The organism is Undibacterium sp. GW821-FHT11B02 (assembly GCF_058808955.1).
On sequence record NZ_JBXASD010000002.1, the window covers coordinates 218915 to 245214 of the forward strand.

Consider the following 26300-nt stretch of genomic DNA (forward strand, 5'->3'; position numbering starts at 1 on the left):
ATGACCAAAGTTAATGCCTCGCGCCGCCAGTTCTTACGCTATTCATCTGCCTTGGGTGCAGCGGGTACCATTGGCAGTGCCAGTCTTCCGTTTGCCTTGAACCTGGCAACCATGGGGTCTGCCGCAGCACAGACATCGACCGGCGGCTACAAGGCGCTGATTTGCCTGTTTATGTATGGTGCAAACGATCACGCCAACACAGTGCTGGCAACCGACAGTACTTCCTGGACCCAGTACACCACCGTCCGCACCACTAACGAAGCAGGGTCAATTGCATTACCACCTGTCGGCAGCAACGGTGGTGTGCTCCCTATCACTCCCAACACCGCTCAGGCAGGACGCAGTTTTGCCTTGCATCCCAACCTGGCCTCTCTAAAAACGCTGTTTGACAGCGGTCGCGTTGCCATCGTCAGCAATGTGGGACCATTGATCGTGCCCACAACACTGCAGCAATACAAGGCCGCCAGTGTTCCACTACCGCCCAAGCTGTTTTCTCACAATGACCAACAGTCGCTGTGGCAGGCATATGCACCTGAAGGCGCTGCTTACGGCTGGGGAGGACGAATGGGTGATCTGCTGGCCGCCAGCAATGCCTATCCAGTGTTTACCGCTATTTCTGCTTCGGGTAATGCCGTATTTTTATCTGGCCGTACCATCAATCAATATCAGGTCAGTTCTTCAGGTGCGGTACCGATAGGTGGTCTGAGCGGTGCACTGTTTGGTTCTACCACGGCAGGCAATCCGCTAAAGTCCATCATTACTGCAGACAGCAGCAACCTGTTCCAGAAAGAACATGCTGGTGTCACCAATCGTTCCATCAATGCACAAAGCCTGCTCAGCCCAGCCATGGCAGCGGCAGGCGGGACCGGGGTGCCAAATCCTACGCAATATACCAATCCCAACAATGGTGCACTGGCAACTAACAGTCTGGCTTCGCAGTTGCAAACCGTGGCCCGCATCATTGCCGGGCGCAGCGCCCTTGGCGCCCAGCGCCAGGTATTCTTTGTCAGCATGGGTGGTTTTGATACCCACGATTTCCAGCGCACAGCGCATGCCGACCTGATGGCAAGACTATCGCATGCGATTACTTATTTCGATGGCGTCATGAGTAATTTGCAAGGTACGGACATGCGCAACCAGGTGACCATGTTTACTGCTTCCGATTTTGGCAGAACCTTTACCAGCAATGGTGATGGCACCGATCATGGCTGGGGCTCGCATCATTTTGTCATCGGCGGCGCAGTCAAGGGTAAAAATATTTATGGCGATTTTCCAGTCACAGGCCTGAAACACACTTTGGACGTGGGTTCTGGCAGCCTGCTGCCGCAGATTTCAGTTGATCAATATGGAGCAACACTGGCTAACTGGTTTGGCCTCAGTACATCACAAATCAATGATGTCTTTCCAAACATACAGAATTTCTCCACCCGGAACCTGGGTTTTCTGTAAAGTACATGCAGACAAAACAGCCCCTGTTGCGCGTATATGTGCAACAGGGGCTGTTTTATTGCAGATGCCTTGGTATCTACCGGCAAAAATCAGAAAATCGATCTGGCCGTCAGTGTAGTAAACCGCTCCAGCGCGTAGATACCTGCCAGTGAATTACCGGTCGCATCCAGACCCGGCGACCAAACCGCGACGGCCAATTCACCTGGCACCAGGGCCAGTATGCCACCACCGACGCCACTCTTGGCTGGCAAGCCAACACGATAAGCAAAATCTCCCGCAGCATCATAAGTACCACAAGTCAGCATCAGCGCATTCAAGCGCTTGGCTGAACTGGGGTCCAGTATTTGCAAACCACTCCAGGGTATCGTACCGTGATTAGCCAAAAAGCTGCCCGCTTTGGCCAGTTCAGCACAGGTCATGGTAATTGAGCACTGCCTGCAATAGCTGTCGATCACCGCCTTGACCGGGTTATGCAAATTGCCAAAATCTTTCATCAAATGAGCGATGGCATAATTCCGGTGTGCCGTCATCCGTTCTGACTGTGCGACTGCGATATCAAAGTCAATACTGATTTCATCGGCGATGGTACGGGCAAACTGCAAAACGGCAATATCAGATTGAACAAAGCGCTCAGACAGGATATCCGTCATCACCAGCGCACCAGCATTGATAAAGGGATTGCGTGGCAAACCTTTTTCATATTCAAGCTGAACCAGCGAATTGAAAGGGCTGCCAGAAGGCTCACGCCCCACCCTTTCCCAGATCGCATCACCCTCGCGGGCAAACCCCAGCGCCAGGGCAAACAGCTTTGTCACGCTTTGCAGCGAAAATTTTTGCTGACCATCACCTATAGAATAGGTACGACCGTCAAGGCAATACACTGCCATGCCAAAATGCTGGGCAGATACTTTGGATAATTGCGGAATGTACGAAGCAACCTTCCCTTGCGACAACAGGGGTTGAACTTCCGCAAAAATCGTCTCGAGGATTGCGGTGTAATCAGGCTGCATCAGGTTTTCGGTAAAGTTACGCCAACTTGTCCCTGGTATTTGCCGCCACGGTCTTTGTATGAGGTTTCACATACTTCATCACTCTCAAAGAACAGAACCTGGGCGCAACCTTCACCAGCATAAATCTTGGCTGGTAGCGGCGTGGTGTTGGAAAATTCCAGCGTGACATAACCTTCCCATTCAGGCTCGAATGGCGTGACATTCACGATGATGCCGCAACGTGCATACGTTGATTTTCCCAGGCAAATCGTCAATACACTACGCGGAATGCGGAAATATTCCATCGTGCGGGCCAGCGCAAAAGAATTCGGCGGGATGATGCAGACATCTCCCTTGAAGTCCACGAAAGACTTTTCATCGAAATTTTTTGGGTCAACGATGGTGCTGTTGATATTGGTAAAAATCTTGAATTCATCGGCACAGCGAATATCGTAGCCATAAGAAGACGTGCCATAGCTGACGATGCGGTTGCCATCACGCTCCCGTACTTGCCCTGGCTCGAACGGCTCTATCATGCCGGTTTGCTCCGCCATGCGGCGTATCCACTTGTCTGATTTGATACTCATCTACTTCCCCTGCCAAATTGATATTGGCGCGATTTTACGCGAAAACACCTGCATCTAATATGGAATTAGCCCTGAAAAACACAAACAAATTCGAAAAAATTGACGTCAGCCTGACAGTACTGCTTAGTGCAATATCTATTTTCGCAACACAAGAGCAATATCGTCTTAAAACAAAGAACAATTCCACGAGTCTTCTATTCTCAACAATCACACGGACAGACTTTCAACCAACAAGGGCAATTAATTAACAAATAAATCACGCCAATTACATGCAAGCTTTTGATTTTTCAGAAGAATTTCCTTTGATGCGAGCAAAACAAACAGGTTTCCGGTACAATTCCGCCCATGAACGCTCAGCCGAAAAACCTATTCTCATTCCCGCGTTTCCGCCCTGAAGTCGGCGGAAAAAATACTGCGCCCTTTTTACCCATGTCACGCGCCGAAATGGATGCGCTGGGCTGGGATAGTTGTGACGTCATCCTGGTAACAGGTGACGCCTATATCGACCATCCCAGTTTTGGCATGGCGCTGATTGGCCGCCTGCTGGAACATCATGGTTTCCGTGTTGGCATTATCAGCCAGCCTGACTGGCAATCTGCCGAGGCATTTCGTGAGCTGGGTAAACCGAACCTGTATTTCGGCATCACTGCCGGGAATATGGATTCCATGGTCAATCGCTATACGGCAGACAGGAAAATACGTTCAGAAGATGCCTATACGCCCGATGGCGACCGCACCAAACGCCCGGACCGTGCACTGGTGGTGTATGCCCAACGTGCACGTGAAGCCTTCCCTGATGCCAATATCGTGGTCGGTAGCATAGAAGCCAGCCTGCGTCGCATAGCCCATTATGACTACTGGTCTGACAAGGTACGCCGCTCAGTATTACCAGACTCAAAAGCAGACATTCTGTTGTTCGGTAATGCAGAACGGGCATTGATCGACCTGACTCACCGGCTGGCCCAGGGCGAAGCAATCAAGGACATTCGCGATCTGCGTGGTACTGCATTTATGGTACCGCGCGGCTGGCTACCGGATGAAGAATGGACAGAAATCAATTCCGTCAAAATCGATACCCCTGGCAAACTCGAGGCGCATACCGACCCATATGCGATGACGCCGGAAAAAGATGCCAAATGCGCCACCAGCAGCACAGATGCAACGGCGCCGGACAGCACCATCAAAGAATTAAAAATAGATGTCGTTCAACAGCAGGCCATACGCATCATGAGCCGGGAAGAACGTCAAATCATGCTGCGCAACAAACAGCACAAATCCGTCATACGCCTGCCCTCCTTTGATGAAGTCAAGGACGATGCCGTGTTGTATGCCCATGCCTCGCGCGTGTTTCACCTGGAAGCCAATCCCGGTAATGCCAAAGCGCTGGTGCAAGGCCATGGTGACCGCGATGTATGGCTGAACCCACCACCACTGCCGCTGGCAATGGATGAGATGGATGGCGTGTATGACCGCGCCTATGCGCGTGCACCGCACCCTGCCTATGGCAAGTCACGCATACCAGCGTGGGAAATGATACGCTTCTCGGTGAATATCATGCGCGGCTGCTTTGGCGGCTGCACTTTCTGCTCCATCACCGAGCATGAAGGCCGCATCATACAAAGCCGCTCTGAGCCGTCGATTTTGCGCGAGATAGAAGAAATCCGCGACAAAGTCAAAGGCTTCACCGGTACGATTTCCGATCTGGGCGGTCCAACTGCCAACATGTACCGCCTGGCTTGCAAGGATAAAAAGATAGAAGAATCCTGCCGTCGCCTGTCCTGCGTGTACCCAAGCATCTGCTCGAACCTGGGCACCGATCACAGCAAGCTGATTTCGATTTACCGCAAGGCGCGCACCCTGCCAGGCATCAAGAAGGTACTGGTCAGTTCGGGTCTGCGCTATGACCTGGCGGTGCGCTCGCCCGAATACGTGAAGGAACTGGTGACTCATCATGTCGGTGGCCTGCTGAAGATTGCACCTGAACATACAGAAGCCGATACCTTATCTAAAATGATGAAGCCCGGCATAGGCAGCTACGATGAATTCAAGGCCATGTTCCAGAAGTACTCGAAGGAAGCTGGCAAGGAACAATATCTGATCCCGTACTTTATCGCCGCCCATCCTGGCTCCACCGATGAAGACATGGTCAATCTGGCTATCTGGCTCAAGAAAAATGACTTCAAGCTGGATCAGGTGCAGACTTTCATGCCAACACCGATGGCGCTTGCCACCACCATGTACCACACACGCAAGAATCCACTGAAGAAAGTGACTGCGGATTCTGAAGTGGTAGAAACTGCTCGTTCAGGCAAGGTGCGCAAATTGCATAAGGCGCTGTTGCGCTACCATGCACCGGAAAACTGGGAAATCATCCACGAAGCCCTGCAGCGCATGGGCAGACGTGATTTGATCGGTAGCGGACCACGCCATTTGATCCCATCCCGCCAACCCCATATTCCTATCACCATTGACGAAAGTGGTGTTGCAAATGGCCGGCGTGTCGCGGCACCAAAGATCGACACCTTTGGCAAAAAACCCGCCACGCGCCCGCTTACAGGTACAGGGGTAAAACCTGCTATCAAAGCAACAGCAAAAACCGCCGCCAACACTGCTGCACCTGCGGCAGGTCGCCCCGCCCTCGCCTACAAATCAAGCAAACCCAAAGTAACCGCCAGCAGCAAATCCGGGCGGCGCTAAATTTGCGCTATGGCTTGTCAGACATTAGACAAAAATCAAAGCTGTGTTGAATAACACAGCTTTTTTTCTGCATTTTCTTTCCATGCTTTACCACTGATGTAGAATCAATCATTGCTTACAATAACTTCAAGCCACCATAGCAAGGAGACAGTATGAAGCACATGAAAACAGTTCTGATACTTGAGCATACCGAAGAAGTGTTCGACAAGCTCACCTGTGATGTATGCGGTGCCGAATCCCGCTGGGATGAGAACTGGGGCAGCAAGGAACATGAAAAAATCATCACAACAATCAGCCTGGAAGAGGAAGAATCCTTCCCCAACGGTGGGCAATCCACGCTGACGCAATACCACGTATGCCCGACATGCTTCAAAGACCATCTGGCAAAATGGATGGAAAGCCACAAAGGTACCACGCCAACAGTAAGCAAATCAGTCTGGTGACCCGCCAGACAACTGAAGATTTGGATCTGCGTGGGTGACTCAGCTTGTTAATTGAGTCATTCGCGCACATTCATTTCAATAAGTGCAACTTCCACACTTAAATAGCGCCAGGGTATTCATATCCGACCACCTTCTTGCAATTTATACATAAGTACGCAGCCGAATTCACTCATGCAGCCCCATGCCAAGGTATAATGCAAGGTTTGATTGCATTAGAAAAGAATATTTATCATGGAAGCTGAACGCCTCAATAGCCTGTCCGCCCTGCTCGCCGACCTGACAGTCCGCGAAGCCGAACTCCGGAGGTATCTTTGACTTCGATATCAAGTCAGAGAAACTCGAACAAGTCAACGCTGAACTGGAAGACCCTGCCGTCTGGAATGATCCCAAGCGCGCCCAGGATTTAGGCAAAGAAAAAAAATCCCTGGAAACAGTCGTCAATACCCTCATCAAGGCCGATAGCGGCCTGCGTGATGCCAATGACCTGTTCGCCATGGCGCGTGAAGAAAATGACGACGATACGCTGGAAGCGATAGAAGTTGATGCCCAAAGCCTGCGAGAACTGGTGGAAGGCATGGAATTTCGCCGCATGTTCAACAATCCCATGGACCCGAACAACTGCTTTATCGATATCCAGGCCGGTGCTGGCGGTACTGAAGCGCAGGATTGGGCATCGATGCTGCTGCGTCAGTATTTGCGCTATTGCGAACGCAAGGGCTTCAAAGTCGAAATCATGGAACAGTCTGATGGCGACATCGCTGGCATCAAGACAGCCACACTGAAGGTCGAAGGCGAATACGCCTACGGTTTTTTGCGGACAGAAACCGGCGTACACCGCCTGGTACGCAAATCACCGTTTGATTCCAACAATGGTCGCCATACATCCTTTTCCAGTCTGTTTGTCTACCCTGAAGTAGATGACTCGTTTGAGATCGACATTAACCCGGCAGATGTGCGTACTGATACTTACCGTGCATCCGGTGCCGGTGGTCAGCATATTAATAAAACCGATTCCGCCGTTCGTTTGACACATGGCCCTTCCGGCATCGTCGTGCAATGCCAGAATGACCGCAGTCAGCACAGGAACCGCGCAGAAGCATGGGAAATGCTGAAGGCCAAGCTGTTTGAACTTGAGCTACGCAAGCGCATGAGCGAAAAGCAGAATTTGGAAGATTCCAAGACCGATGTCGGCTGGGGTCATCAGATCCGCTCTTATGTACTGGATCAGTCCCGCATTAAGGATTTACGCACGAATTTTGAATCTGGCAACACCAAGGCGATTCTGGATGGTGACCTGGATGAATTCATTGCAGCATCGTTGAAGCAAGGCGTGTAACGACACTCGCCAAATGGTGCGGGCCTGTCGCCTGCACTGTCTTACCCGAATAAAAACCTGCAGGCCAGATGCCTGCCCTCACTGAGGGAAAATTTATGTCCGAAATTAATAATACTGCACCAGCAGAAGAAGTAGCCGTCGACGAGCATTCTGTCATTGCTGTGCGTCGCGCCAAACTGGATGCTATCCGCACCAAGGGTGTTGCTTTCCCGAATGACTTCCGTCCGGAAAACAAAGCTGCTGCCCTACAAGAAAAATACGGCACGATGAGTCGCGAAGAACTGGAAGCATTGAACGTTGAAGTCAGTGTTGCCGGTCGTATGATGTTAAGCCGCCCGGCTGGTAAAAAAGCTGCTTTTGCGACATTGCAGGATGCTTCCGGCATCAAGGCAGATGGTCGCATACAGTTGTATATCACCACTGACAAAACCGGCGAAGCCGAAATGGAAGCATTCCATCAGTATGACCTGGGTGACATTCTTGGTGTTGTCGGCGTCCTGTTCAAAACCAAAACAGATGAATTGACCGTCAAGGTCACGACACTGCGCCTGCTGACCAAATCCCTGCGCCCCTTGCCGGATAAATTTCATGGCCTGGCCAATCAGGAAACCAAATACCGCCAGCGTTATGTCGACCTCATCATGAGCGAAGACACCCGCCGCACCTTCAAGGCGCGCACGGCAGCCATGAATTCCATCCGTACATTCATGAACAGCAATGACTTCATGGAAGTGGAAACACCGATGCTGCACGTGATCCCAGGCGGCGCAGCAGCCAAGCCTTTCATCACCCACCACAATGCGCTGGACATGCAAATGTATTTGCGTATCGCGCCTGAGCTGTATCTGAAGCGTCTGGTCGTTGGTGGTTTTGACCGCGTGTTTGAAGTCAACCGCAACTTCCGCAATGAAGGTGTTTCACCACGCCATAATCCGGAATTCACGATGATGGAATTCTATGCAGCCTATGTCGATTACAAATGGCTGATGGATTTCACTGAACAAGTCATCCGTAAAGCGGCTGAAGATGCACATGGTACAGCCGTGTTGACCTATCAGGGCCGCGAACTGGATTTGAGTAAGCCCTTCCAGCGCCTGACTATCGTTGGTGCCATCAATAAATATGCGCCGGGTTACACCGAAGCACAATTGTCTGATGCCGAATTCATCAAGGCAGAATTGCTGAAATTCGGCGTCAAGCCTTTCGCTACAGCCGGTCTGGGTGCGTTGCAACTGGCCCTGTTTGAAGAAACGGCAGAAGCGCAGTTATGGGACCCGACCTACATCATCGATTACCCGGTCGAAGTCTCGCCACTGGCACGTGCATCTGACACCGTCGCTGGCATCACTGAACGTTTCGAGCTGTTCATGACAGGTCGTGAAATTGCCAATGGCTTTTCGGAATTGAATGATGCAGAAGACCAGGCAGCACGCTTCCAGGCACAGGTTGCGGCCAAGGATGCTGGCGATGAAGAAGCCATGTACTACGATGCCGATTACATCCGCGCTCTCGAATATGGCCTGCCACCGACAGGTGGTTGCGGCATAGGCATAGACCGTTTGATGATGTTGATTACCGACTCACCAAATATTCGTGACGTGATCCTGTTCCCGCACCTGCGCCGCGAAGATTAAACTTCAGTCGCTGCAATAGTAGCGCAAGCGAAAACCGGAAAGGGACTGTAGAATCTGCAGTCCCTTTTGTTTTTATGCTGGCGTCACCTGACATCCGCTTTAGTTCCATTCTCTAGCCCCACTACCATGCCGACTATCCATCCATTAAAAAAACTTCTGCATTACGCCAGCGCCTATCGTAGTGATTTTCGGATGGCGACGATTTACTCCATCCTGAATAAATTCTTTGATGTCCTGCCTGAAGTGTTAATTGGTGTCGCCGTGGATATCGTTATCAATGGCGACAAGAGTTTTCTGGCAAAACGGGTCCTGGGTGGATTTGGCATTACGGACACCTGGCATCAGTTGATGTTCCTCGGTGTGGTGAATGCGCTCATCTGGGGCGGTGAATCCTGGTTTGAATATTTGCTGTCGTTGAAATGGCGTAAGCTTGCGCAAAATCTGCAACATGACTTGCGGCTGGATGCCTATGACCATGTGCAAAAACTGGAAATGGCGTATTTCGAAAACCAGCGTACTGGCAACCTGATGTCCATCCTGAATGAAGATATCAACCAGATGGAACGCTTCCTGAACGGCGGCGCGAATCAGATCATCCAGGTCATCTGCTCTTCCATCATGGTCAGTGCAGTATTTTTCGCGCTGCAGCCCTCGCTCGCAGTCATCTCGCTGCTGCCGGTACCGGCCATCCTCATCGGTGCCTTCTGGTTTCAAAAACGCCTGGCCCCGCGCTATTCAGAAGTACGCGAAGCAGCCGGCGATGTCAGTGCCAGACTGAATAATAATTTGCTGGGTCTGGCAACCATCAAGGCCTTTGCTACCGAAAGCTTTGAAAAAAACCATATCGCCGAAGCGAGTGACGCCTACAGACAGGCAAACAGCCGGGCGATTGCCATCAGTTCTGCCATCACTCCGGTCATTCGTATGGCGATTTTGGCTGGCTTCACCGCCACGCTGGTATATGGTGGCTGGCTGACCTTACAGGGTGAGTTGGCAGTTGGTGCCTATTCTGTGCTGGTGTACCTGACCCAGCGCCTGTTGTGGCCAATGACAGGGCTGGCAGAGGTTGCTGACATGTATCAACGCTCCATGTCAGCGATTGATCGGGCCATGGGCTTACTTGATACCAGGATCAATATCACCTACGAAGGCAAGCACGTAGCACCGGATCATGTTAAAGGTGACTTGCGCTTTGACCAGGTTGAATTTGCCTATGGCGAGCAAAAAACCTTGCAACAAATTAATTTGCATATTCCTGCCGGTAAAACCATCGCTTTTGTCGGCTCCACCGGCTCAGGTAAATCGACACTGGTCAAGCTGCTGTTGCGATTTTACTCCCCCACATCCGGTCGCATTACCCTGGATGGGAATGAAATCAGTGAATTGAATTTGCAGGATTTGCGACGGGTTATCGGCTATGTGGCCCAAGACAGCTTTCTGACGGACGGCACCATAGCTGACAATATCGCCTATGGCGTACAGGGTGCCAGTGATGCCGCCATTGCAGAAGCAGCACAAGCTGCTGAAGCCACGGAATTCATTTCCAGATTACCACTGGGTTTTGCCACCCGCATTGGTGAACGTGGCCAAAAATTGTCTGGTGGCCAGCGTCAACGCTTAGCCCTGGCCAGAGCCATCCTGAAAAACCCGCCTATCCTGATCCTGGATGAAGCCACCAGTGCAGTCGACAATGAAACCGAAGCCGCCATCCAGCGCAGCCTGGACGTGGTCAGCCGCAACCGCAGCACCATCGTGATCGCCCATCGTCTTTCCACCGTGCGTCAGGCCGATTGCATCCATTTACTGGAAGCTGGCAAAATAGTGGAAAGTGGCACCCATGAAGAATTGTTAAACATCAACGGTGGCTATGCCGCCCTGTGGCGTCTGCAGACGGGCGAGAGAAGTCATGTCTGATGCTTGTAACAAGTATCCCCATCCATGATTTGACGATATTCTTCATCAAATACGGTAAGATAATGTTACTCTCACGCTAAGAAATGTATATCGCATGAAAAAAACCCTTGTCGTAGGCGTAGCAGCTGGTTTGCTGACCTTGCTGGGCGTAACTTCGTACCAGGCCATTGCCTACGTGACCCAAGTCGCCCCTGCCAGCAGCGCCGCAATCAGCATGCCAGTCAAGGCTTTTGAAGTTGATCCCTCATGGATCAAGGAAGGCAAACCCAATTTCAGGGCAACAGAATTTTTTAAGTCCCATGACGGGAAAACCACTTCCGGCATCTTTGAATGCGATGGCCCATCCACTTTCGAATGGCATTATCAGTTGGACGAAACCATCTATGTACTCGATGGCGGGGTGGATATCGAGTACCAGGGCAAACGCTTCTCGCTAAAACCTGGTGAAACGGCTTTTTTCCGCGCAGGCACAACAGCACTGTGGCATGTAGCCAAAAGCGTACGCAAAACCTGGACCCTGCATGATGCGGGCAAGCCAGCACGCGGGTTGGCCAAATTGCTAGGCTGATCCGGTATGTATCATTTTCAGAGGCGGATCGCCACCGCAGTGGCGATCCAGTCTCCTCAATAGCAAATTAAGCTTTCCAGGTCACCGCCTTTGCCAGCGCCAGAGCACTCAGGAAAGCATTTTCTACCCTGCCCGCACCCTCTAATCCAGCACTGAACCAGTCACCACAGACACCGATGCGCTGCTTGTCATTCCACAGGCAATCTACCGCCAGTGGATTTTCTGCCTGCGCAAAACGCCAGCGATGTACGACCGCATGTATGGGTTGTATGCGCGAGCCAGTGGCCTCGTGAAAAGCCTTGGTCAGTTTCTCCTTGACCCGCTCATCATCATCTTCCAGATGCTCGCGACTCCAGGCTGGCGTCGCATGACATATCCAGCGCTCGCCAGCGCGATGCAATGGCTTGGCATCGTCATGCGCGATCCAGCCAAGACGGGAATGATCAACCCACGCGCCATCATAGGCCAGATCAAGAGAATTTTGAAAGCCTAGCATCAAGGTCCAGCATGGTGTCAGTCTGGCTTGTTTGGCCTGTTTCGCCATCGCAGGCGCAACGGACAGCAAGACTTCCGCCTGATCTGCAGGCATGGCCAGGATGACGCCATCAAACGGGCCAGCAGTCGCCGCAATAGGAACCGTGCTCGATTGCACTGACAATAACCACTGCTTGCCCTGGTTCTCCAGTGCAGTAACCTGTTGTTCGGTACGAACATCAAGCCCGTGAGTCAGTTGTTTGCACAGCGCACTCATACCTGGCACCGGCACATAGCGTGTCGCACTGCGGCCAGCAGGCTTGCTGACACCAGCATCCAGGGTTGCCAGCTTGGCAGTCCATGGTACTACCCAGCCAATTTTTTTCCAGTCTGCAATCTCTTTCTTGAAACGGTCTGATGTCGCAGTGAAATATTGCGCACCATGATCAAAGCCACCTAGTTCAGTTTGCCTGGTACTCATGCGGCCACTGACACCCGTACTTTTTTCATACACGGTGACATCATGCCCCTGCGATTGCAACTGCCGCGCAACGGTCAAGCCTGACAATCCAGCACCAACAACAGCGATATGCATAGTATTTCCCTTATTTAGAGACAATAAAAAACGCCCGCTTAGTGTGCTTGCGGGCGTCAATTTAAATTTGGTCAGGCATCCTGGCTCACTGCTCGTTTTCTTCAACAGGCCAATCGCGGATATATGCCTTTAACATCTTGTTTTCAAAACTTTGTGCTTCCAGCACGGCTTTTGCCACATCGTAAAAAGAAATCACCCCAAGCAGGGTTTTTGCATCCATGACAGGCAAGTAACGCGAATGTTTTTCCAGCATCATGCGACGCACTTCATTGACTTCGGTTTCCGGCGTCACCGTCAGTGGATGATCATCCATATATTTACGCACCGTACCCGTACCCAGCGAACCCTGGTTCTTATGAATCGCACGTATCACTTCGCGGAAGGTCAGTATACCAACCAGATCGCCGTACTCCATCACGACCAGAGAACCGATATCTTTCTCTTCCATGACGCTGACAGCTTCGGTAATAGGGATATCAGGCGTGATAGTGAAAAGTATATTGCCCTTCACTTGAAGTATCTCTGAGACTTTCATGATGCCCCTCCCTTTTGGATTTTTGTGGTCGTTATTTGCAATGTATCGCAAGCCTTGCAAAAAATCCAGCACGTAAAATATTTTTCCTGCTTTCCTGCTTAAAACACGCAGATTTTGCAAGTCCAATACCAGCGATGGTAGCATTGCTCCCTCACATATGGAGAGTCTCCCTCATGAGCGGACCTAAATACCACGGCTTTGACACCTTATCCCTGCATGCCGGGGCTGCACCAGACCCGACAACCGGGGCGCGTGCCACACCTATCTATCTTACCTCTTCTTTTGTCTTCAAGGATTCAGATCACGCAGCTTCGCTATTCAATATGGAGCGCGCTGGTCATGTGTATTCACGTATATCGAACCCAACCAATGCTGTATTGGAAGAAAGAATTGCCGCATTGGAAGGCGGCGTTGCCGGCATTGCAGTTGCCAGCGGGCAAGCTGCCATGCATCTGGGTTTGTGTACCATTGCCGGGGCCGGTTCCCACGTGGTGGCTTCACGTGCGCTGTATGGCGGCTCGCAAAACCTGCTGGCATACACCATGAAGCGGTTTGGGATAGAAACCACCTTTGTTGATCCACGTGATCTGGATGCCTGGCGAGCCGCCATACGCCCGAATACCAAGGTTTTGTTTGCCGAAACCTTGGGCAACCCTGGTCTCGACGTATTGAATATCCCCGCTGTAGCCGCCATTGCGCATGAGAATTATCTGCCTTTGATGGTGGATGCAACCTTTACCACTCCGTATTTGCTAAAGCCGTTTGATCATGGTGCCGATCTGGTATTTCATTCTGCCACCAAATTTCTGTGCGGTCATGGCACGGCTATCGGCGGTTTGCTGGTGGATGGCGGTACATTTGACTGGCAGGCTGCCTATGAAAAAACCGGCCGCTTTGCCGAATTGTGCGAGCCTTATGATGGCTTCCATGGCATGGTGTTCTCGGAAGAATCTACCGTTGCCGCATTCTCATTAAGAGCCAGACGCGAAGGCTTGCGGGATTTCGGTGCCTGCATGAGCCCGCACAATGCCTTCAATATATTGCAGGGCATAGAAACTTTAGGCTTGCGTATGGACAGGCATGTCGCCAATACTCGCAAGATTGTCGAATTTTTGGCTGCGCATCCGGCTGTGGCTTCGGTTTCGTATCCCGAACTGGCATCCCATCCAGATCATGCGCTGGCAAAAACCCTGCTACCCAAAGGTTGCGGCGCAGTATTTTCGTTCAGCTTAAAAGGCGACCGTGCTGCTGGCCAGCGTTTTGTCGAAGCGCTCAATATCTTTTCCCATCTTGCCAATGTGGGTGATGCAAAATCGCTTGTCATCCATCCTGCATCCACCACACATTTCCGGGTGCCAGCAGAACAATTGCTGGCAGCCGGCATCAGTGAAGGCACCATGCGCCTGTCCATAGGACTGGAAGATGCAGATGACCTGATCGACGACCTGACACGCGGCCTGAAAGCTGCCCAGAAAGGAGCCTGAGATGATTTTCCAGGTCAATGGCCAGGTAGCCTATTGCTATACCGGTGGCAAAAACTTCAATCCGGCACAGGCGACCGTCGTATTTATCCACGGTGCCCAGAATGATCATTCGGTCTGGGGTTTGCAAACACGCTATTTCGCCCATCACGGTTTTAATGTACTGGCAGTTGACCTGCCAGGGCATGGTCGCAGCAAAGGGGCCGCATTAAGCAGTGTAGAACAGATGGCCGACTGGCTGCTGGCCTTGCTGGATGCAGCAGGTGTAGAGCAAGCCACGCTGGTAGGACACAGTATGGGTTCACTGATTGCGCTGGAGGCCTGCCATAAGGCACCAGCACGCGTCAGCAAGCTGGTGATGGTTGGTACCGCCTACCCCATGCGGGTGTCGGATACGCTATTGAATGCAGCCCGAGACGAAGAACAAACTGCCATTGATATGGTGAATATCTGGTCGCACACTTCGATTGCCCACAAACCATCTTGTCCCGGGCCGGGCTTTTATGTCATGGGTGTCAGTCAGCGGTTGATGCAGCGTATTTCGGCCATCAATCCAAATAAAGTATTCCATACCGACTTTGCTGCCTGCAATGCGTATGCCAATGGTGAAGTGGCGGCACTATCAGTCAGTTGTCCCACTCTGTTCATCCTGGGTAAAAAAGACATGATGACACCTGCCAAGGCCAGTCTGGTTCTCAGCAAAGCCATTGCCCACAGTCTGCAGACCATCATAGAAAATTGTGGTCATTCGCTGATGGCGGAGCAAGCTGACCAAGTCTTGACGGCCCTGCTTAACTTTGCCAGGGCCTGATAATGACGGCAAAAAGATGGCAATGACACTGGAAAGCTGGGCATTATTCACTGCCACCGAGGCCGCCCTGTCACTATCCCCTGGCCCTGCGGTAATGATGGTGGTGGCTTATGGCATCGAGCGTGGCTGGCGCACGTCATTATTTGTAACGCTGGGCATATTGACAGGCAATGCGATTTATTTCGCCATATCGGTAACCGGCATAGGTTCGCTGATACTGGCTTCGCCCCAGTTATTCATGGGCATAAAATACCTGGGTGCAGCCTATCTGGTGTACTTGGGTTTGTCGGCCATTTTTGGCAAACCATCGCCGTTGACGATTTCCAAACTGGATGGCGTTGCACTCAGTGGCAGAAAAATATTCAGCAGTGCATTGATGCTGCAATTGACCAACCCCAAAACCTTGCTGATGTTTGTCGCAATACTGCCGCAATTTATCGACCCCAAGGAACCGATAGGTGTGCAGATGCTGATACTGGCAGCCTGTTCCATCATTCCTGAATTTTTCATCCTGCTGGGATACGGCATGCTGGCCAGCAAGGCCAGTCATTGGGCGACACAAGAGAAGTATGCAGTCATCACAGAAAGAATCGCCGGCACTCTGGTAACAGGAGCCGGCATCATGGTTGCACTGGTTTGATTTTGTAGCCTGGCAGATCTTCTCTGCCAGGCTATTTACCATCATGCATGCGCAGGCAGCCGCTGGTTGAGGCTGGCCAGATAATCAGCCCTGAAACGGCGCAAGATATAGTCCTTGTAATTGTCATGCTTCAAGGTATCCCAAGCCACCTCCCTACCCTTGCTTGATTTTTCCTTGGCAGCGGCGAGTACTTCCTGACTCAATTCCAGATTCGCATCTGTCATCAATTCATAACCATACAATTGCATGAATTCTTTGGTCAGGCTTTCAATGACTTCAATTTCCCGCATACTTAACTGTTGCTTGAATTTATCTTTATTCGCCATGACAGGCGGGAAACGATTTGTTTCCCACAGCGCAGACATTTGAGATATTTGCTGCGCTTCTGCAGAATGGGTAACATCCAGCATTTCCGGCAAAAATGTAATGCCGAAAAATTCGCAAATCGCCCGCAAGACTTTTTCCTGATTACTTAAAAAGTCTTCATACCGTATCGTCAATACCTGATCAGGATGACGTTGGATGATATCGCGTGATAACTGGTGCGCTTCCAGCCATGCCATGGCATTCAAGGTCGAATCATAATCATGAATAATGGCCTTATTCATGGAAGCGACCTGTGCCCTGGGGTCTCTGACCACATTCAGGAACAGCATATTCGGGAATAGCTGCAATAGCTCTTCCGCATAGTGCACACTGTCAAGCGATTTATCCATGACGATGCTGGCATGATGATGCTCGCCCGTGCGCAACAACAACTCCCACAATATCCTGTGCACACTGCGCTTGTCATTCTTGATCGATTCAAATACATCGACCGGATCAAACACCATGTCCTTCCACTTCACCATGCTGGCGGCCTGCAAGCCGACCACATCAACCACCAGGCGAAAATAATTTTCGTCATCGTTCAGATTGCCATATCGCGGCACCAGCGGCATGAAATCAACAATATGCAAGGGATAAGGTGAATAAAATTCCTTGCTATTGTTCAGCCGCAAACGCAGGGCATGACTACCACAACGTCGCAAAGGTATCATCAACACAGGAGTAGGTCGCTTGTTAGCGGCCGCCACTGTTTGTACGCTGGTTACACTACCTGATTCTGCCATGATGCTCTCCCCATGCTTGAAAGTCTGAATCTGGAAAACCGCCCTGCCTGGTTGTCAGGTTACGACAGACTGCATTGCGGTTTTTCCATTTTCTCAAAATAACCAATAAAAGTTTTTACGAAGCCATCCATTTCTGACGCCGGTAAATTGTTGATGCCACCGGCACCACGCCGCCCGCCACCAGTAGCAAACGCAGAGCAAAATTGATTTGCCGGGCAATTGTCAGCGTCACCTGAACGCACGCTGACAACATAATCACCATCTGGTTTTGCAGTCAGCACTGCAAAGGATTTCCCGCCATGTTCCTGGGATAACTGATTTGCCAAAATACCTGAAATACGTCTGGCCCAGGCCTGCGCAGGCAAAACATAAATGGTGGACGATTCGCTTTGTGTATAGGCACGCAACCCCTGCATGGCAGCCATATCACTGGCATAAGCGTTACGCAGCACAGAAAATTGCGTTGCGCTGTTCATAAAATCAAATGGATCAAGATAGGCATGTACTGCCTGATACAAGGCTTCGGGGTGAAAATGCAAATCGTCTACTGATTCACCATACGCGTTGTAATTAAGCAGTGTGCCCAGCTCTTGCAATTGGCTGCGCTGTGTCTCATCTAAACCAGCCTGGCAAGCGATAGCACTGGCAGCCCCGGGCAAATTGTCGCCGTACGCGGCTACCACTGCCCACTTCCAATACTTGCCGTTTAAATGATGATTGACCAATACACTGGTACATACATCAGCAGCCATGTCGCAATGCAGATGCAAATGTTCATGTGCAAAAGCCTGTCCCGCAGCATGGTGATCGAAATACGTAATATCTGCACCGGCTGCAAGATGCTGGCGTAATGCAACGACATTGCTGTCCAGAGAAACATCCAGCACCGTCAGCAAATCACCGGCTTGCGACTCGAAACGACTCAACAAATCAATATCCCGCTTGGCACCGGTAATTAATTTGGCCTGACGTGGTTCCACCAACCTGAGTTGATGCAAGGCGCAAATGCCGTCGGCGTCACCATTAAATACATCATAGGCATGCACTGAATTGTTGGTATCCGCAGACATGTATTTTCCTGCTATTTGACGTAGCACAAACCTATCAGGTGTTTGTACAATTTTTCTGCCGCTTCTTCTATTGTGTGTATTTCGGAATTAATTTCCAGATCGGGATCAAGCGGCGCTTCATAAGGTGCAGAAATACCTGTAAATTCTGGTATTTCGCCTCTGCGTGCTTTTGCATACAGGCCTTTAGGGTCACGTCTTTCGCAAACCACGCCAGGCGTGCTGACATGCACTTCGACGAAACGTTCTTCGCCGATGATTTCTTTCGCCATGGCGCGATCCGCCTGAAACGGCGAGATAAAAGCCGTAATGACGATCATGCCGGCCTCATTGAGCAAATGTGCGACCTCTGCTGCCCGCCGTATATTTTCACGTCTGTCATTCGGTGAAAATCCCAGATCACTATTGAGATGATGCCGCAGGTTATCGCCATCCACGACAAAGCAACAATGACCACGCTCCAGCAAGAGCTTTTCCAACGCATACGCCAATGTCGATTTACCTGCGCCACTCAAGCCGGTCAGCCACAGGGTGGCTGGACTCTGATGTAACAGTCTTTCGCGCGCCATGGATGTAACGGCACCGAAATGCCAGTTGATGTCTCCTCCACGTGACTGTGGGTTGTGCACAAAACGACCAAAATTGGTTCTGCGCTCACCCTGAGCATTTTCTTCAAGTGCTTCTTCCAGTACTCTCGTGGTTGCTTCCATTTTCAGACTCCCGGTTCAATAACTGGTAAGTTAACTTTCAAATTTTTCAGAATTCTTCCCAATCCTGCGTTTCAGGTTTGCGGGCCACATAGGCACTACCCGCGTTGGCAACCCGTTTAATCTTGGAAGAGGGATTATTTTTTTCCTGTGTCGCTTTTTTGATCAGCGGTATTACTTTTTTATCACTTACAACCGGCTCACGCCATGCAGGTTCAGACAAATTTTCGGGCGCCAGATGGAAGGTGCTAACCAGTTCCGACAAATCATCTGCCTGATTTTGCAATGCGCTGGCAGCTGCAGCAGCTTCTTCAACCAGAGCGGCATTCTGCTGGGTTACATCATCCATCTGAACAATGGCTTCATTGATTTGTTCGATACCAACCGTTTGCTCCTGACTAGCCATCATGATCTCGCTCATGATGCTGGTCACACGTTTGATACTGACTACAATCTCATCCATCGTGACGCCAGCCTGATCGACCAGTTTTGCACCAATACCAACTTTGGTGACGGAATCATCAATCAGGGATTTGATTTCATGTGCAGCCTCAGCTGAACGCTGTGCCAGATTTCTCACTTCAGTTGCGACCACCGCAAAGCCACGCCCCTGCTCACCAGCACGTGCAGCCTCAACAGCTGCATTCAGCGCCAGAATATTGGTCTGAAACGCAATACCGTCAATCACCCCAATAATATCGACAATCTTGCGGGAAGAAGTGTTGATAGAACCCATCGTTTCCACCACTTCGGAAACGACCGAACCACCTTTGACCGCCACATCAGATGCAGACTGCGCAAGGAGATTAGCCTGCCTTGCACTATCGGCATTTTGTTTGACTGTTGAAGTCAGTTCTTCCATCGACGAAGCAGTCTCTTCAAGTGAACCAGCCTGCTGCTCCGTACGTGAAGACAAATCCATGTTGCCAGATGCGATCTGTCTGGAAGCCGTTGCTATCGTATCTGTCCCTGCACGTACCTGACCTACTATTTTGGCAAGACCATTTTGCATCTCATGCATGGCACACATGAGACTATTGGTATCCTTGTTATTCAGATGTATGGGCACAGACAAGTCGCCTGCAGCAATTCTTTCAGCAATCTGGACTGCGTAACGCGGCTCGCCACCCAATTGTTTCAGCAGGCTTCTGACGATAATCAGTGAAGCCAACATGCCAACAACCAAAGCTACAGCACCAAATATGTACATCAGCTGTTTTGCGCTGGAATAATCAAGCTCAGCTTGTACAATAGCTTCCGAATTCTGTTTTTCTTCATCAGAGATAAAGTCATTCAACAAATCCCACCATTTTTTCTGGATGGGACGAAATTCAAAGCGCAATAGCTTATAAGCTTCTTCGCTTTGTTTGTTGACACCTAGTTCTGCCCCTTTATTGATAAAAGGTTCAGACAGTTTTGCCTGCTCACGAATGCTGTCAAACAGGGCAATTTGTTCTCTTGAGGCGTTCGGATCTTCCTTCAGCATCTTTGCCAATTTTTCTTCAGCATCAGCATATTTCTTTGCCTGTGCCTTGATACGATTGACCTCTATCTGAATTTCAGCAGCATCTGACAAGAGAATCAGGTTGCGCAAAGCCAGGGCCCGCTCGGTCACGGTCAGATACATCGTCGATGCCAGCTTGGATTGCACATTGTTGACATTGGCAATTTCTTCCAGACGCTGATGCATCTTTGCCATATAAGTGGTTCCTAGCAACAAAACCACTAACAACAAGCCCAGTACCAATCCAAAGCCCGTAATAAGACGGGTCGAGACCTTCGAGTTTTCAATATTCATGATTTCTCCCAAAAACATAAGTCATCTAAAAAAATTTGACTGGATCCGGGCTTACTGCAAATTAATGCATAAGCTTATATTGCCACATAGAATTTAATGCCACAAGGAAATTATTAAATATTGTGAATTTTTATGATTTTGTTTAATATCAACCACTTAAGCGCATTAAATGAAACTATTACCTTCAAACTCTTAGTAGCATAAACCAAATAACAATATTTGTTTAATATATATCAGACTGCATGGTAGTGTATATTCTTATAATGTCAATATTACAATTTGACACTTTAATTAACATTTTCTTAACTTAATTCATCGTAACCCTGTGTTGCAAATTAGATACGAACGCAAGAACTATCAAAAAAAATGGCGCGATTAATCAATAATAAAAATGCATAGAATTTATCAAATAGATAACACTTCAAAACCATTGAATCTGGATTGAGTAAATAAGAAATCAATGCTGTGAAGGTATGAAAATGACAAAAAAATACAATGATTTTTTTGTGTTTTATGCGTTGCATCTGTCAGAACGCAGCGAAAAAACAATGCTGGCCAACAAGATGAAATGAGCAAGACTTGAAATGACAATGCCGCCCTGTTTATGATCAAGGCGGCATTGCATCAGGGAAGAAAACGATCAGGCAAATAGATAGACCATGCTGACATGGGGAATGCCAGCCTCTTCAAACAGATCACCATCCCGCACATATCCTTCCTTGAGATAGAAATTTTCTGCTGACTGTTGTGCATTCAGGTGCACAGATAGCTCACCCCTGGCTTTTGCCTGATCCATCAGGGCTCGCAAAATCTGCGCGCCTATACCCAAGCCCCTTGCTTCTGCCAGCACCGCCATACGGCCAATATGCGCATCGGGTAAAAGACGTCCGGTTCCCACTGCTTTTCCATTACTGTCATAGGCAACTGCGTGCACACATTGTGCATCGGCAGCATCCCATTCCAGTTCAGCCGGAATTTTTTGCTCAATGACAAAGACCTCATAGCGTACGCCCTGAGCATCTTTTTGCAGGGTAGCCCAGTCGGCAATGACCAGGCGCAGGTTTTCTGTATTCATGTTCGGGTATCGACAGGCGCATGCGTTTCAAAGGCTGAAATTATCGCACGCCATTCAGCTGTTACGGCAACTGCCTTGCGTTTTTCGGTGTCGGCATAGACATACACCAGTTCGCCCGATATCAAATGGTTTTCGCCAAGATAAATTTCGAGTTGGAACAGCAGCGAAGAACGCCCGATGCTGGCGCAACGCACTCCTATATCCAGTTCATCGTCAAACCTGGCGGGCGCCATGTATTCAACGGTCGATTTACGGGCAAACAGTTCTTTGCCCTCGGCTGCCTGGGCAATCACATTCGGCAAGCCGGTAGCCCGCCAGTATTCGGTAAACGCCACATCAAAATAATTGAGGTAATTGCCATTGAAGACAATGGCTTGCATATCGACTTCAGACCAGCGCACCCGCAAGCGATGAAAGAAAGCAAAATCTGCTTTGGCCATAAGTTCCTAACTCTGCAAAAATTGACGGATGAGACGGTTGACACGTTCTGGTTGCTCGTGAATGACCCAATGTGAACCTTCAGCAATACGCTGTATCTGGATGTCATCGACGAAATTTTCCAGACCATCCAGCAAGGTCTTGGGCAAGGCCTTGTCGTTCTCGCCCCAGATGATTTTGGTTGGTACCTTCACTTGAAAATCGGCAGGATTCAGATTCAATTGCAGCGGCCCTGGATTTTTTTCAGTAGGTGGATGCAGCGGCGAGGCGCGGTAGTAATTGACGCCACCTGTCAACCCACGTGCCCAGCAGGCATGATACGCAGCCCGGGTACCTGCATCAAACCAGGTAGCTTCACTCTGCCCCATACCGTTGAAAAAACCATCCATGAGAGCGAAATCATCTTTGGCAAGCGCTTCTTCCGAACCCGGATTACGCAGCCAGTTCATGTATTCACTGGAAGCCTTTTGCGCAGGATCAGTCGCCAGTGCCTGCATGAACAGATAAGGATGTGGTGAATTGATGATGATCAGTTTTTCAAACAAGGCAGGCAGAGCAATTGCCATGTTCCAGCATACGGCCCCACCCCAGTCATGCGCAACAACCGTCGCTTGCTGATAACCCAGATGGGCAATCAGCAAACGCAGGTCATCCACAATATGCCTGGCCTTGTAGTTAGTCACGTCAGCAGGCATATCAGACAGATTGAAACCGCGCAAATCCGGTGCAACGGCAAAATAGTCTTGCCCGAACTCGGCTAACTGTGCAGACCACTCGTACCAGAATTCTGGAAAGCCATGCACGAACAAGATCAGTGGTCGCCCACGCTCACCGGCACTGGCAAAATGCAGGCGGGTTCCGTTGTCCAGCGTGGCAAACTGATTGCTTTGAATCTCGGCAGTCATCGATGCTTCTCCCTGACATTTGTAGGTGGATGCAAACTTATATCTTGCTTATGCTTTGAGCTTGGCTCTGAGCATGTCACGGATATGTGGCGCTGCCTTGTAAGGATCGCCGGGATTACGCTGCAGGACTATGTCTTCCATACGTTCCTGCACATTACCCAGTGCGCCTGGATGAGAGAAGATATAGAACTGTTCGTCAGCAATTGCCTTGAAAGTATTTTCCGCCACTTCTTGCGCAGTCACCTTACCAGAAGTCACCGCCTTGTCTGACATGGCTTGTGCCGCTCTTTGGCTGGCAGTTGGTGCAGTACCTGGCACGTCTTCCGGGCGATTTCTGTGTGATTGTGAAATGCCTGTAGGTACAAAATACGGGCACAGGACCGACGCACCTATTGGTGCTTCGACCAGTTTCAAATCCTGATACAGGGATTCTGACAGAGATACGACAGCATGCTTGGAGACGTTATACACACCCATGGTAGGCGCGTTCAACATACCTGCCATGGAAGCAGTATTGACGATATGACCTTCAAATTGCGGATCTTTCTTTGCACATTCCAGCATCAGATTGGTGAAGATACGCACACCATGAATAACACCCCAGAGATTAACACCTAATACCCATTCCCAGTCAGCCTGGCTATTTTCCCAAACCAGGCCACCAGAACCGACACCAGCATTATTGAACACCAGATGCACGGCACCAAATTTTTCCATTGTGGCGTCAGCCAGTGCCTGCACTTCTTCTGCATGGCGTACATCGCAACGCATGGCCAATACCTGAGCGCCTTGCGCTTCCAGTTCAGCCCTGGTTTTGTCCAAAGCATCCTGCTGCACATCTGCCAGCACCAGTTTCATGCCAAGGCGTGCGCCGATAATTGCGAATTCACGGCCAAAACCGCTGGCACCACCAGTGATCACGGCTACTCTGTCTTTGAATACTTTCATGTTGTCTCCTTTATTTGATTTAATGTGCAGTATGTTTGTTTGAGTATCTTATGCGCGTTTCATCTGGAAGCCTACGCGCGGGAAATGCACAACCACGGTTCCAGCACGGACATCTTCACGACGCACAGCCAATTCGTTTTCACTGGCAATGACCAATTCACCTACGACCGGGTCCAGCGCATAGTCAGTCGGCATGATGGCAACCTGTTCACCCAAAGGTATGCCGTGGCAGTCAACATAATTGCGCCCTTCCATATCAAAACTTTGCGCGTTCCTGGCGATGAGTAATGCATCGGCACTGCTCATAGCTTCAGACTGGTGATGTCCGAAAGCGGCAACCAGATCCATCCATTTCAATAATTTGGGGTAGTCATGGAAGATAATATTGATTGCAGGCGCGATACGTATCAGCCACAAAGCTTGGTAGACAGAAAAATCCGCAATACTGGCCTGCGTCCCCAATAGAAAAGGCGCATCACCACTGAGCATATTTTCCAGACGCCTTAAATATTCATATAGCTGGCCTTTGGCCTCCCCCATGCTGGTGCGTGGCATATTGCCACGCATGGCCGTACGGTCTGCACTGAAAGCCTGCATTTCTTCTGTGCTGATATTGCCGAAGATGGAAGGAATGGCTGCTGGCTGAAACGCATAAGGTATTGCTGTCCAGAACAGGGTACCGTCCGCCCATTGCGCCAGGTTGCGCGCAATGCCACTAATAGCGGCAGGATACAAAGGTGGCTCAGGCGCACGCTTCTCCAGCACCTCGGCAATCAGGGAAGTATCGCAATAAATATCCGCACCTATTTGCAGTAAGGGCGTGCGCCGATAACCACCTGTCAACGCTGTGACATCCGGCTTGGGCATGATGGTGGGTACCGTGACCGATTTCCAGTTCAATTGTTTAAAACCGAAAATCAGACGGATTTTTTCAGAAAACGGAGAAACTGCAAAATTGTGAAGAATCATATCGGACATAGTTGCTTTACGCTCTCAGACTTAAACAGTTACGTTAAATTAATTTCACCAATTGCTTGCCGAAATTCTTGCCTTTCAACAGGCCAATAAATGCCTCCGGTGCAGCAGCAATTCCTTCGGCGACAGATTCACGGAATTTCAACTTACCAGTCGCGACCAGACCACCCAGTTCTTTCAAACCCTGTGGCCACAAATCCATGTGTTCGGATACGATAAAACCACGCATGGTCAAACGCATGGTCAGGAATACGCGTGCGTTCTTGATACTCATTTGTTCACCGTTATAACCGGCAATCAAACCGCACAAGGCGATACGACCAAAGGCATTCATGCGCGCCAGGCTGGCATCGAAAATATCGCCGCCGACGTTTTCGAATACGGCATCAATACCATCCGGTGTTGCTGTTGCCAGATCAGCTTCCAGATTACCCGCCTTATAATCGATACAGGCATCAAAGCCCAGCTCATTGACGACATAGGCGCATTTTTCTGCGCCACCGGCAATGCCGACCACGCGGCAACCCATCTGCTTGGCCAATTGACCAACCACGCTGCCCACTGCACCACTGGCAGCAGATACCACGACAGTTTCACCAGCCTTGGGTTGCATGATCTGGGTCAGACCATACCAGGCTGTCAGGCCAGGCATACCGACCGAGCCCAGGTAAGCCGACAAAGGGATGTGAGTAGTATCGACTTTACGCAGCAACATGCCATCTGACACACCCATTTCAGTCCAGCCCAGCATGCCTATGACCTTGTCGCCAACACTGAATTTGGCGTTCTTGCTGGCGACCACTTCGCCCACGGTGCCACCTATCATGGTTTCGCCTATGACTTGCGGGGCAGCATAACTTTTTGCATCTTCCATGCGTCCACGCATGTAAGGGTCAAGCGACAAAAAATGATTGCGCACCAGTAACTCACCATCTTTCAGTTCTGGCACAGATAAGGATTCAAGGCGGAAATTTTCTGGCACAACCTGTCCTTTAGGACGGGAAGCCAGCACAATACGTTGAAAATTAGTAGTCATGATTTACTCATTTCATCAAGTGATTTACCAACGCCTGAAAAGCGCGCTAAGTGATAAGCTCACTGGCACCATTGGCGGCGATGGTA

The 26300-nt window shown here is 50.2% G+C and carries 24 protein-coding genes; 10 read left to right on the forward strand and 14 right to left on the reverse strand.

The window, feature by feature from the left end; genetic code table 11:
* Positions 1-1449 (forward strand): DUF1501 domain-containing protein, encoded by a 1449-nt coding sequence (locus AC1RVX_RS04245; RefSeq protein ID WP_493215334.1) that lies wholly within the window; start codon positions 1-3, stop codon positions 1447-1449.
* A gap of 89 nt (positions 1450-1538) precedes the next feature.
* Here the strand turns inward: AC1RVX_RS04245 and AC1RVX_RS04250 are convergent, their stop codons facing one another.
* Entirely contained in the window at positions 1539-2459 is a 921-nt protein-coding gene (locus AC1RVX_RS04250) for a glutaminase (protein WP_493215335.1), read from the reverse strand.
* The gene (gene dcd / locus AC1RVX_RS04255; protein ID WP_186945400.1) at positions 2459-3025 is read right to left on the reverse strand and encodes a dCTP deaminase; all 567 of its coding nucleotides are present in this window, start codon (positions 3023-3025) and stop codon (positions 2459-2461) included. Before dcd ends, AC1RVX_RS04250 begins: the two co-directional genes overlap by 1 nt.
* 345 nt (positions 3026-3370) lie before the next feature.
* Here dcd and AC1RVX_RS04260 point away from each other — a divergent pair, with 345 nt between their 5' ends.
* The 6 genes from AC1RVX_RS04260 to AC1RVX_RS04285 all read left to right on the forward strand — a co-directional run bounded on the left by AC1RVX_RS04260 (position 3371) and on the right by AC1RVX_RS04285 (position 11617).
* Positions 3371-5722: a YgiQ family radical SAM protein gene (locus AC1RVX_RS04260; RefSeq protein WP_493215336.1), complete on the forward strand. Its 2352-nt coding sequence runs from the start codon at positions 3371-3373 to the stop codon at positions 5720-5722.
* 152 nt (positions 5723-5874) lie between these two features.
* Complete coding sequence (locus tag AC1RVX_RS04265; RefSeq protein WP_493215337.1) at positions 5875-6165, forward strand: hypothetical protein; 291 nt, start codon at positions 5875-5877, stop codon at positions 6163-6165.
* A gap of 231 nt (positions 6166-6396) precedes the next feature.
* Positions 6397-7501 (forward strand): peptide chain release factor 2 gene (gene prfB / locus AC1RVX_RS04270; RefSeq protein ID WP_493215338.1). Its coding sequence is split into 2 segments (ribosomal slippage): positions 6397-6477 and positions 6479-7501, totalling 1104 coding nucleotides; the frame shifts between segments, so codons are not numbered across the junction.
* 95 nt (positions 7502-7596) lie between these two features.
* The gene (gene lysS / locus AC1RVX_RS04275; RefSeq protein ID WP_493215339.1) at positions 7597-9135 is read left to right on the forward strand and encodes a lysine--tRNA ligase; all 1539 of its coding nucleotides are present in this window, start codon (positions 7597-7599) and stop codon (positions 9133-9135) included.
* A 126-nt stretch (positions 9136-9261) separates the two neighbouring features.
* Entirely contained in the window at positions 9262-11049 is a 1788-nt protein-coding gene (locus AC1RVX_RS04280; RefSeq protein WP_493215340.1) for an ABC transporter ATP-binding protein, read from the forward strand.
* A 94-nt stretch (positions 11050-11143) separates the two neighbouring features.
* Positions 11144-11617, forward strand: a complete 474-nt coding sequence (locus tag AC1RVX_RS04285; RefSeq protein WP_493215341.1) for a cupin domain-containing protein — start codon at positions 11144-11146, stop codon at positions 11615-11617.
* Between the two features lie 67 nt (positions 11618-11684).
* Here AC1RVX_RS04285 and AC1RVX_RS04290 read toward each other — a convergent pair whose 3' ends face one another.
* A complete protein-coding gene (locus tag AC1RVX_RS04290; protein WP_493215342.1) occupies positions 11685-12686 on the reverse strand; it encodes an NAD(P)/FAD-dependent oxidoreductase in 1002 nt (333 codons plus the stop codon).
* An 85-nt stretch (positions 12687-12771) separates the two neighbouring features.
* Positions 12772-13221, reverse strand: a complete 450-nt coding sequence (locus tag AC1RVX_RS04295) for a CBS domain-containing protein (RefSeq protein WP_493215343.1) — start codon at positions 13219-13221, stop codon at positions 12772-12774.
* A 173-nt stretch (positions 13222-13394) separates the two neighbouring features.
* Between AC1RVX_RS04295 and AC1RVX_RS04300 the strand changes: the two genes are divergently transcribed.
* From AC1RVX_RS04300 to AC1RVX_RS04310, 3 genes are read left to right on the forward strand one after another with little or no spacing between them, the layout of a single operon-like run.
* Positions 13395-14705, forward strand: coding sequence for an O-acetylhomoserine aminocarboxypropyltransferase (locus AC1RVX_RS04300; protein WP_493215344.1), 1311 nt, complete (start codon positions 13395-13397; stop codon positions 14703-14705).
* Between the two features lies 1 nt (position 14706).
* Positions 14707-15513 carry an alpha/beta fold hydrolase gene (locus AC1RVX_RS04305; RefSeq protein WP_493215345.1) on the forward strand — a complete coding sequence of 269 codons (807 nt, stop codon included), beginning with the start codon at positions 14707-14709 and terminating at the stop codon, positions 15511-15513.
* Positions 15514-15529: 16 nt separating this feature from the next.
* Positions 15530-16153 carry a LysE family translocator gene (locus AC1RVX_RS04310; RefSeq protein ID WP_493215346.1) on the forward strand — a complete coding sequence of 208 codons (624 nt, stop codon included), beginning with the start codon at positions 15530-15532 and terminating at the stop codon, positions 16151-16153.
* 41 nt (positions 16154-16194) lie between these two features.
* Here the strand turns inward: AC1RVX_RS04310 and AC1RVX_RS04315 are convergent, their stop codons facing one another.
* From AC1RVX_RS04315 to AC1RVX_RS04360, 10 genes are all read right to left on the reverse strand, one after another.
* Positions 16195-17265 (reverse strand): sulfotransferase family protein, encoded by a 1071-nt coding sequence (locus AC1RVX_RS04315; RefSeq protein ID WP_493215347.1) that lies wholly within the window; start codon positions 17263-17265, stop codon positions 16195-16197.
* A 59-nt stretch (positions 17266-17324) separates the two neighbouring features.
* Positions 17325-18335 carry a hypothetical protein gene (locus AC1RVX_RS04320; RefSeq protein WP_493215348.1) on the reverse strand — a complete coding sequence of 337 codons (1011 nt, stop codon included), beginning with the start codon at positions 18333-18335 and terminating at the stop codon, positions 17325-17327.
* Positions 18336-18346: 11 nt separating this feature from the next.
* Positions 18347-18901: an adenylyl-sulfate kinase gene (gene cysC / locus AC1RVX_RS04325; protein ID WP_493215693.1), complete on the reverse strand. Its 555-nt coding sequence runs from the start codon at positions 18899-18901 to the stop codon at positions 18347-18349.
* Between the two features lie 187 nt (positions 18902-19088).
* A complete protein-coding gene (locus AC1RVX_RS04330) occupies positions 19089-20837 on the reverse strand; it encodes a methyl-accepting chemotaxis protein (RefSeq protein ID WP_493215349.1) in 1749 nt (582 codons plus the stop codon).
* A gap of 640 nt (positions 20838-21477) precedes the next feature.
* The gene (locus AC1RVX_RS04335; protein ID WP_493215350.1) at positions 21478-21912 is read right to left on the reverse strand and encodes a GNAT family N-acetyltransferase; all 435 of its coding nucleotides are present in this window, start codon (positions 21910-21912) and stop codon (positions 21478-21480) included.
* Positions 21909-22352 carry an acyl-CoA thioesterase gene (locus AC1RVX_RS04340; RefSeq protein WP_493215351.1) on the reverse strand — a complete coding sequence of 148 codons (444 nt, stop codon included), beginning with the start codon at positions 22350-22352 and terminating at the stop codon, positions 21909-21911. The genes AC1RVX_RS04335 and AC1RVX_RS04340 overlap by 4 nt, the downstream gene beginning before the upstream one ends.
* A 6-nt stretch (positions 22353-22358) precedes the next feature.
* Positions 22359-23255 (reverse strand): alpha/beta fold hydrolase, encoded by an 897-nt coding sequence (locus tag AC1RVX_RS04345; protein WP_493215352.1) that lies wholly within the window; start codon positions 23253-23255, stop codon positions 22359-22361.
* 48 nt (positions 23256-23303) lie between these two features.
* On the reverse strand, positions 23304-24203 hold the full coding sequence (locus AC1RVX_RS04350; protein WP_493215353.1) for an SDR family oxidoreductase: 900 nt from the start codon (positions 24201-24203) through the stop codon (positions 23304-23306).
* 48 nt (positions 24204-24251) lie between these two features.
* Entirely contained in the window at positions 24252-25172 is a 921-nt protein-coding gene (locus AC1RVX_RS04355; protein ID WP_493215354.1) for a glutathione S-transferase family protein, read from the reverse strand.
* A gap of 43 nt (positions 25173-25215) precedes the next feature.
* Positions 25216-26214 (reverse strand): NADP-dependent oxidoreductase, encoded by a 999-nt coding sequence (locus AC1RVX_RS04360; protein ID WP_493215355.1) that lies wholly within the window; start codon positions 26212-26214, stop codon positions 25216-25218.
* Between the last annotated feature and the right edge of the window lie 86 nt (positions 26215-26300).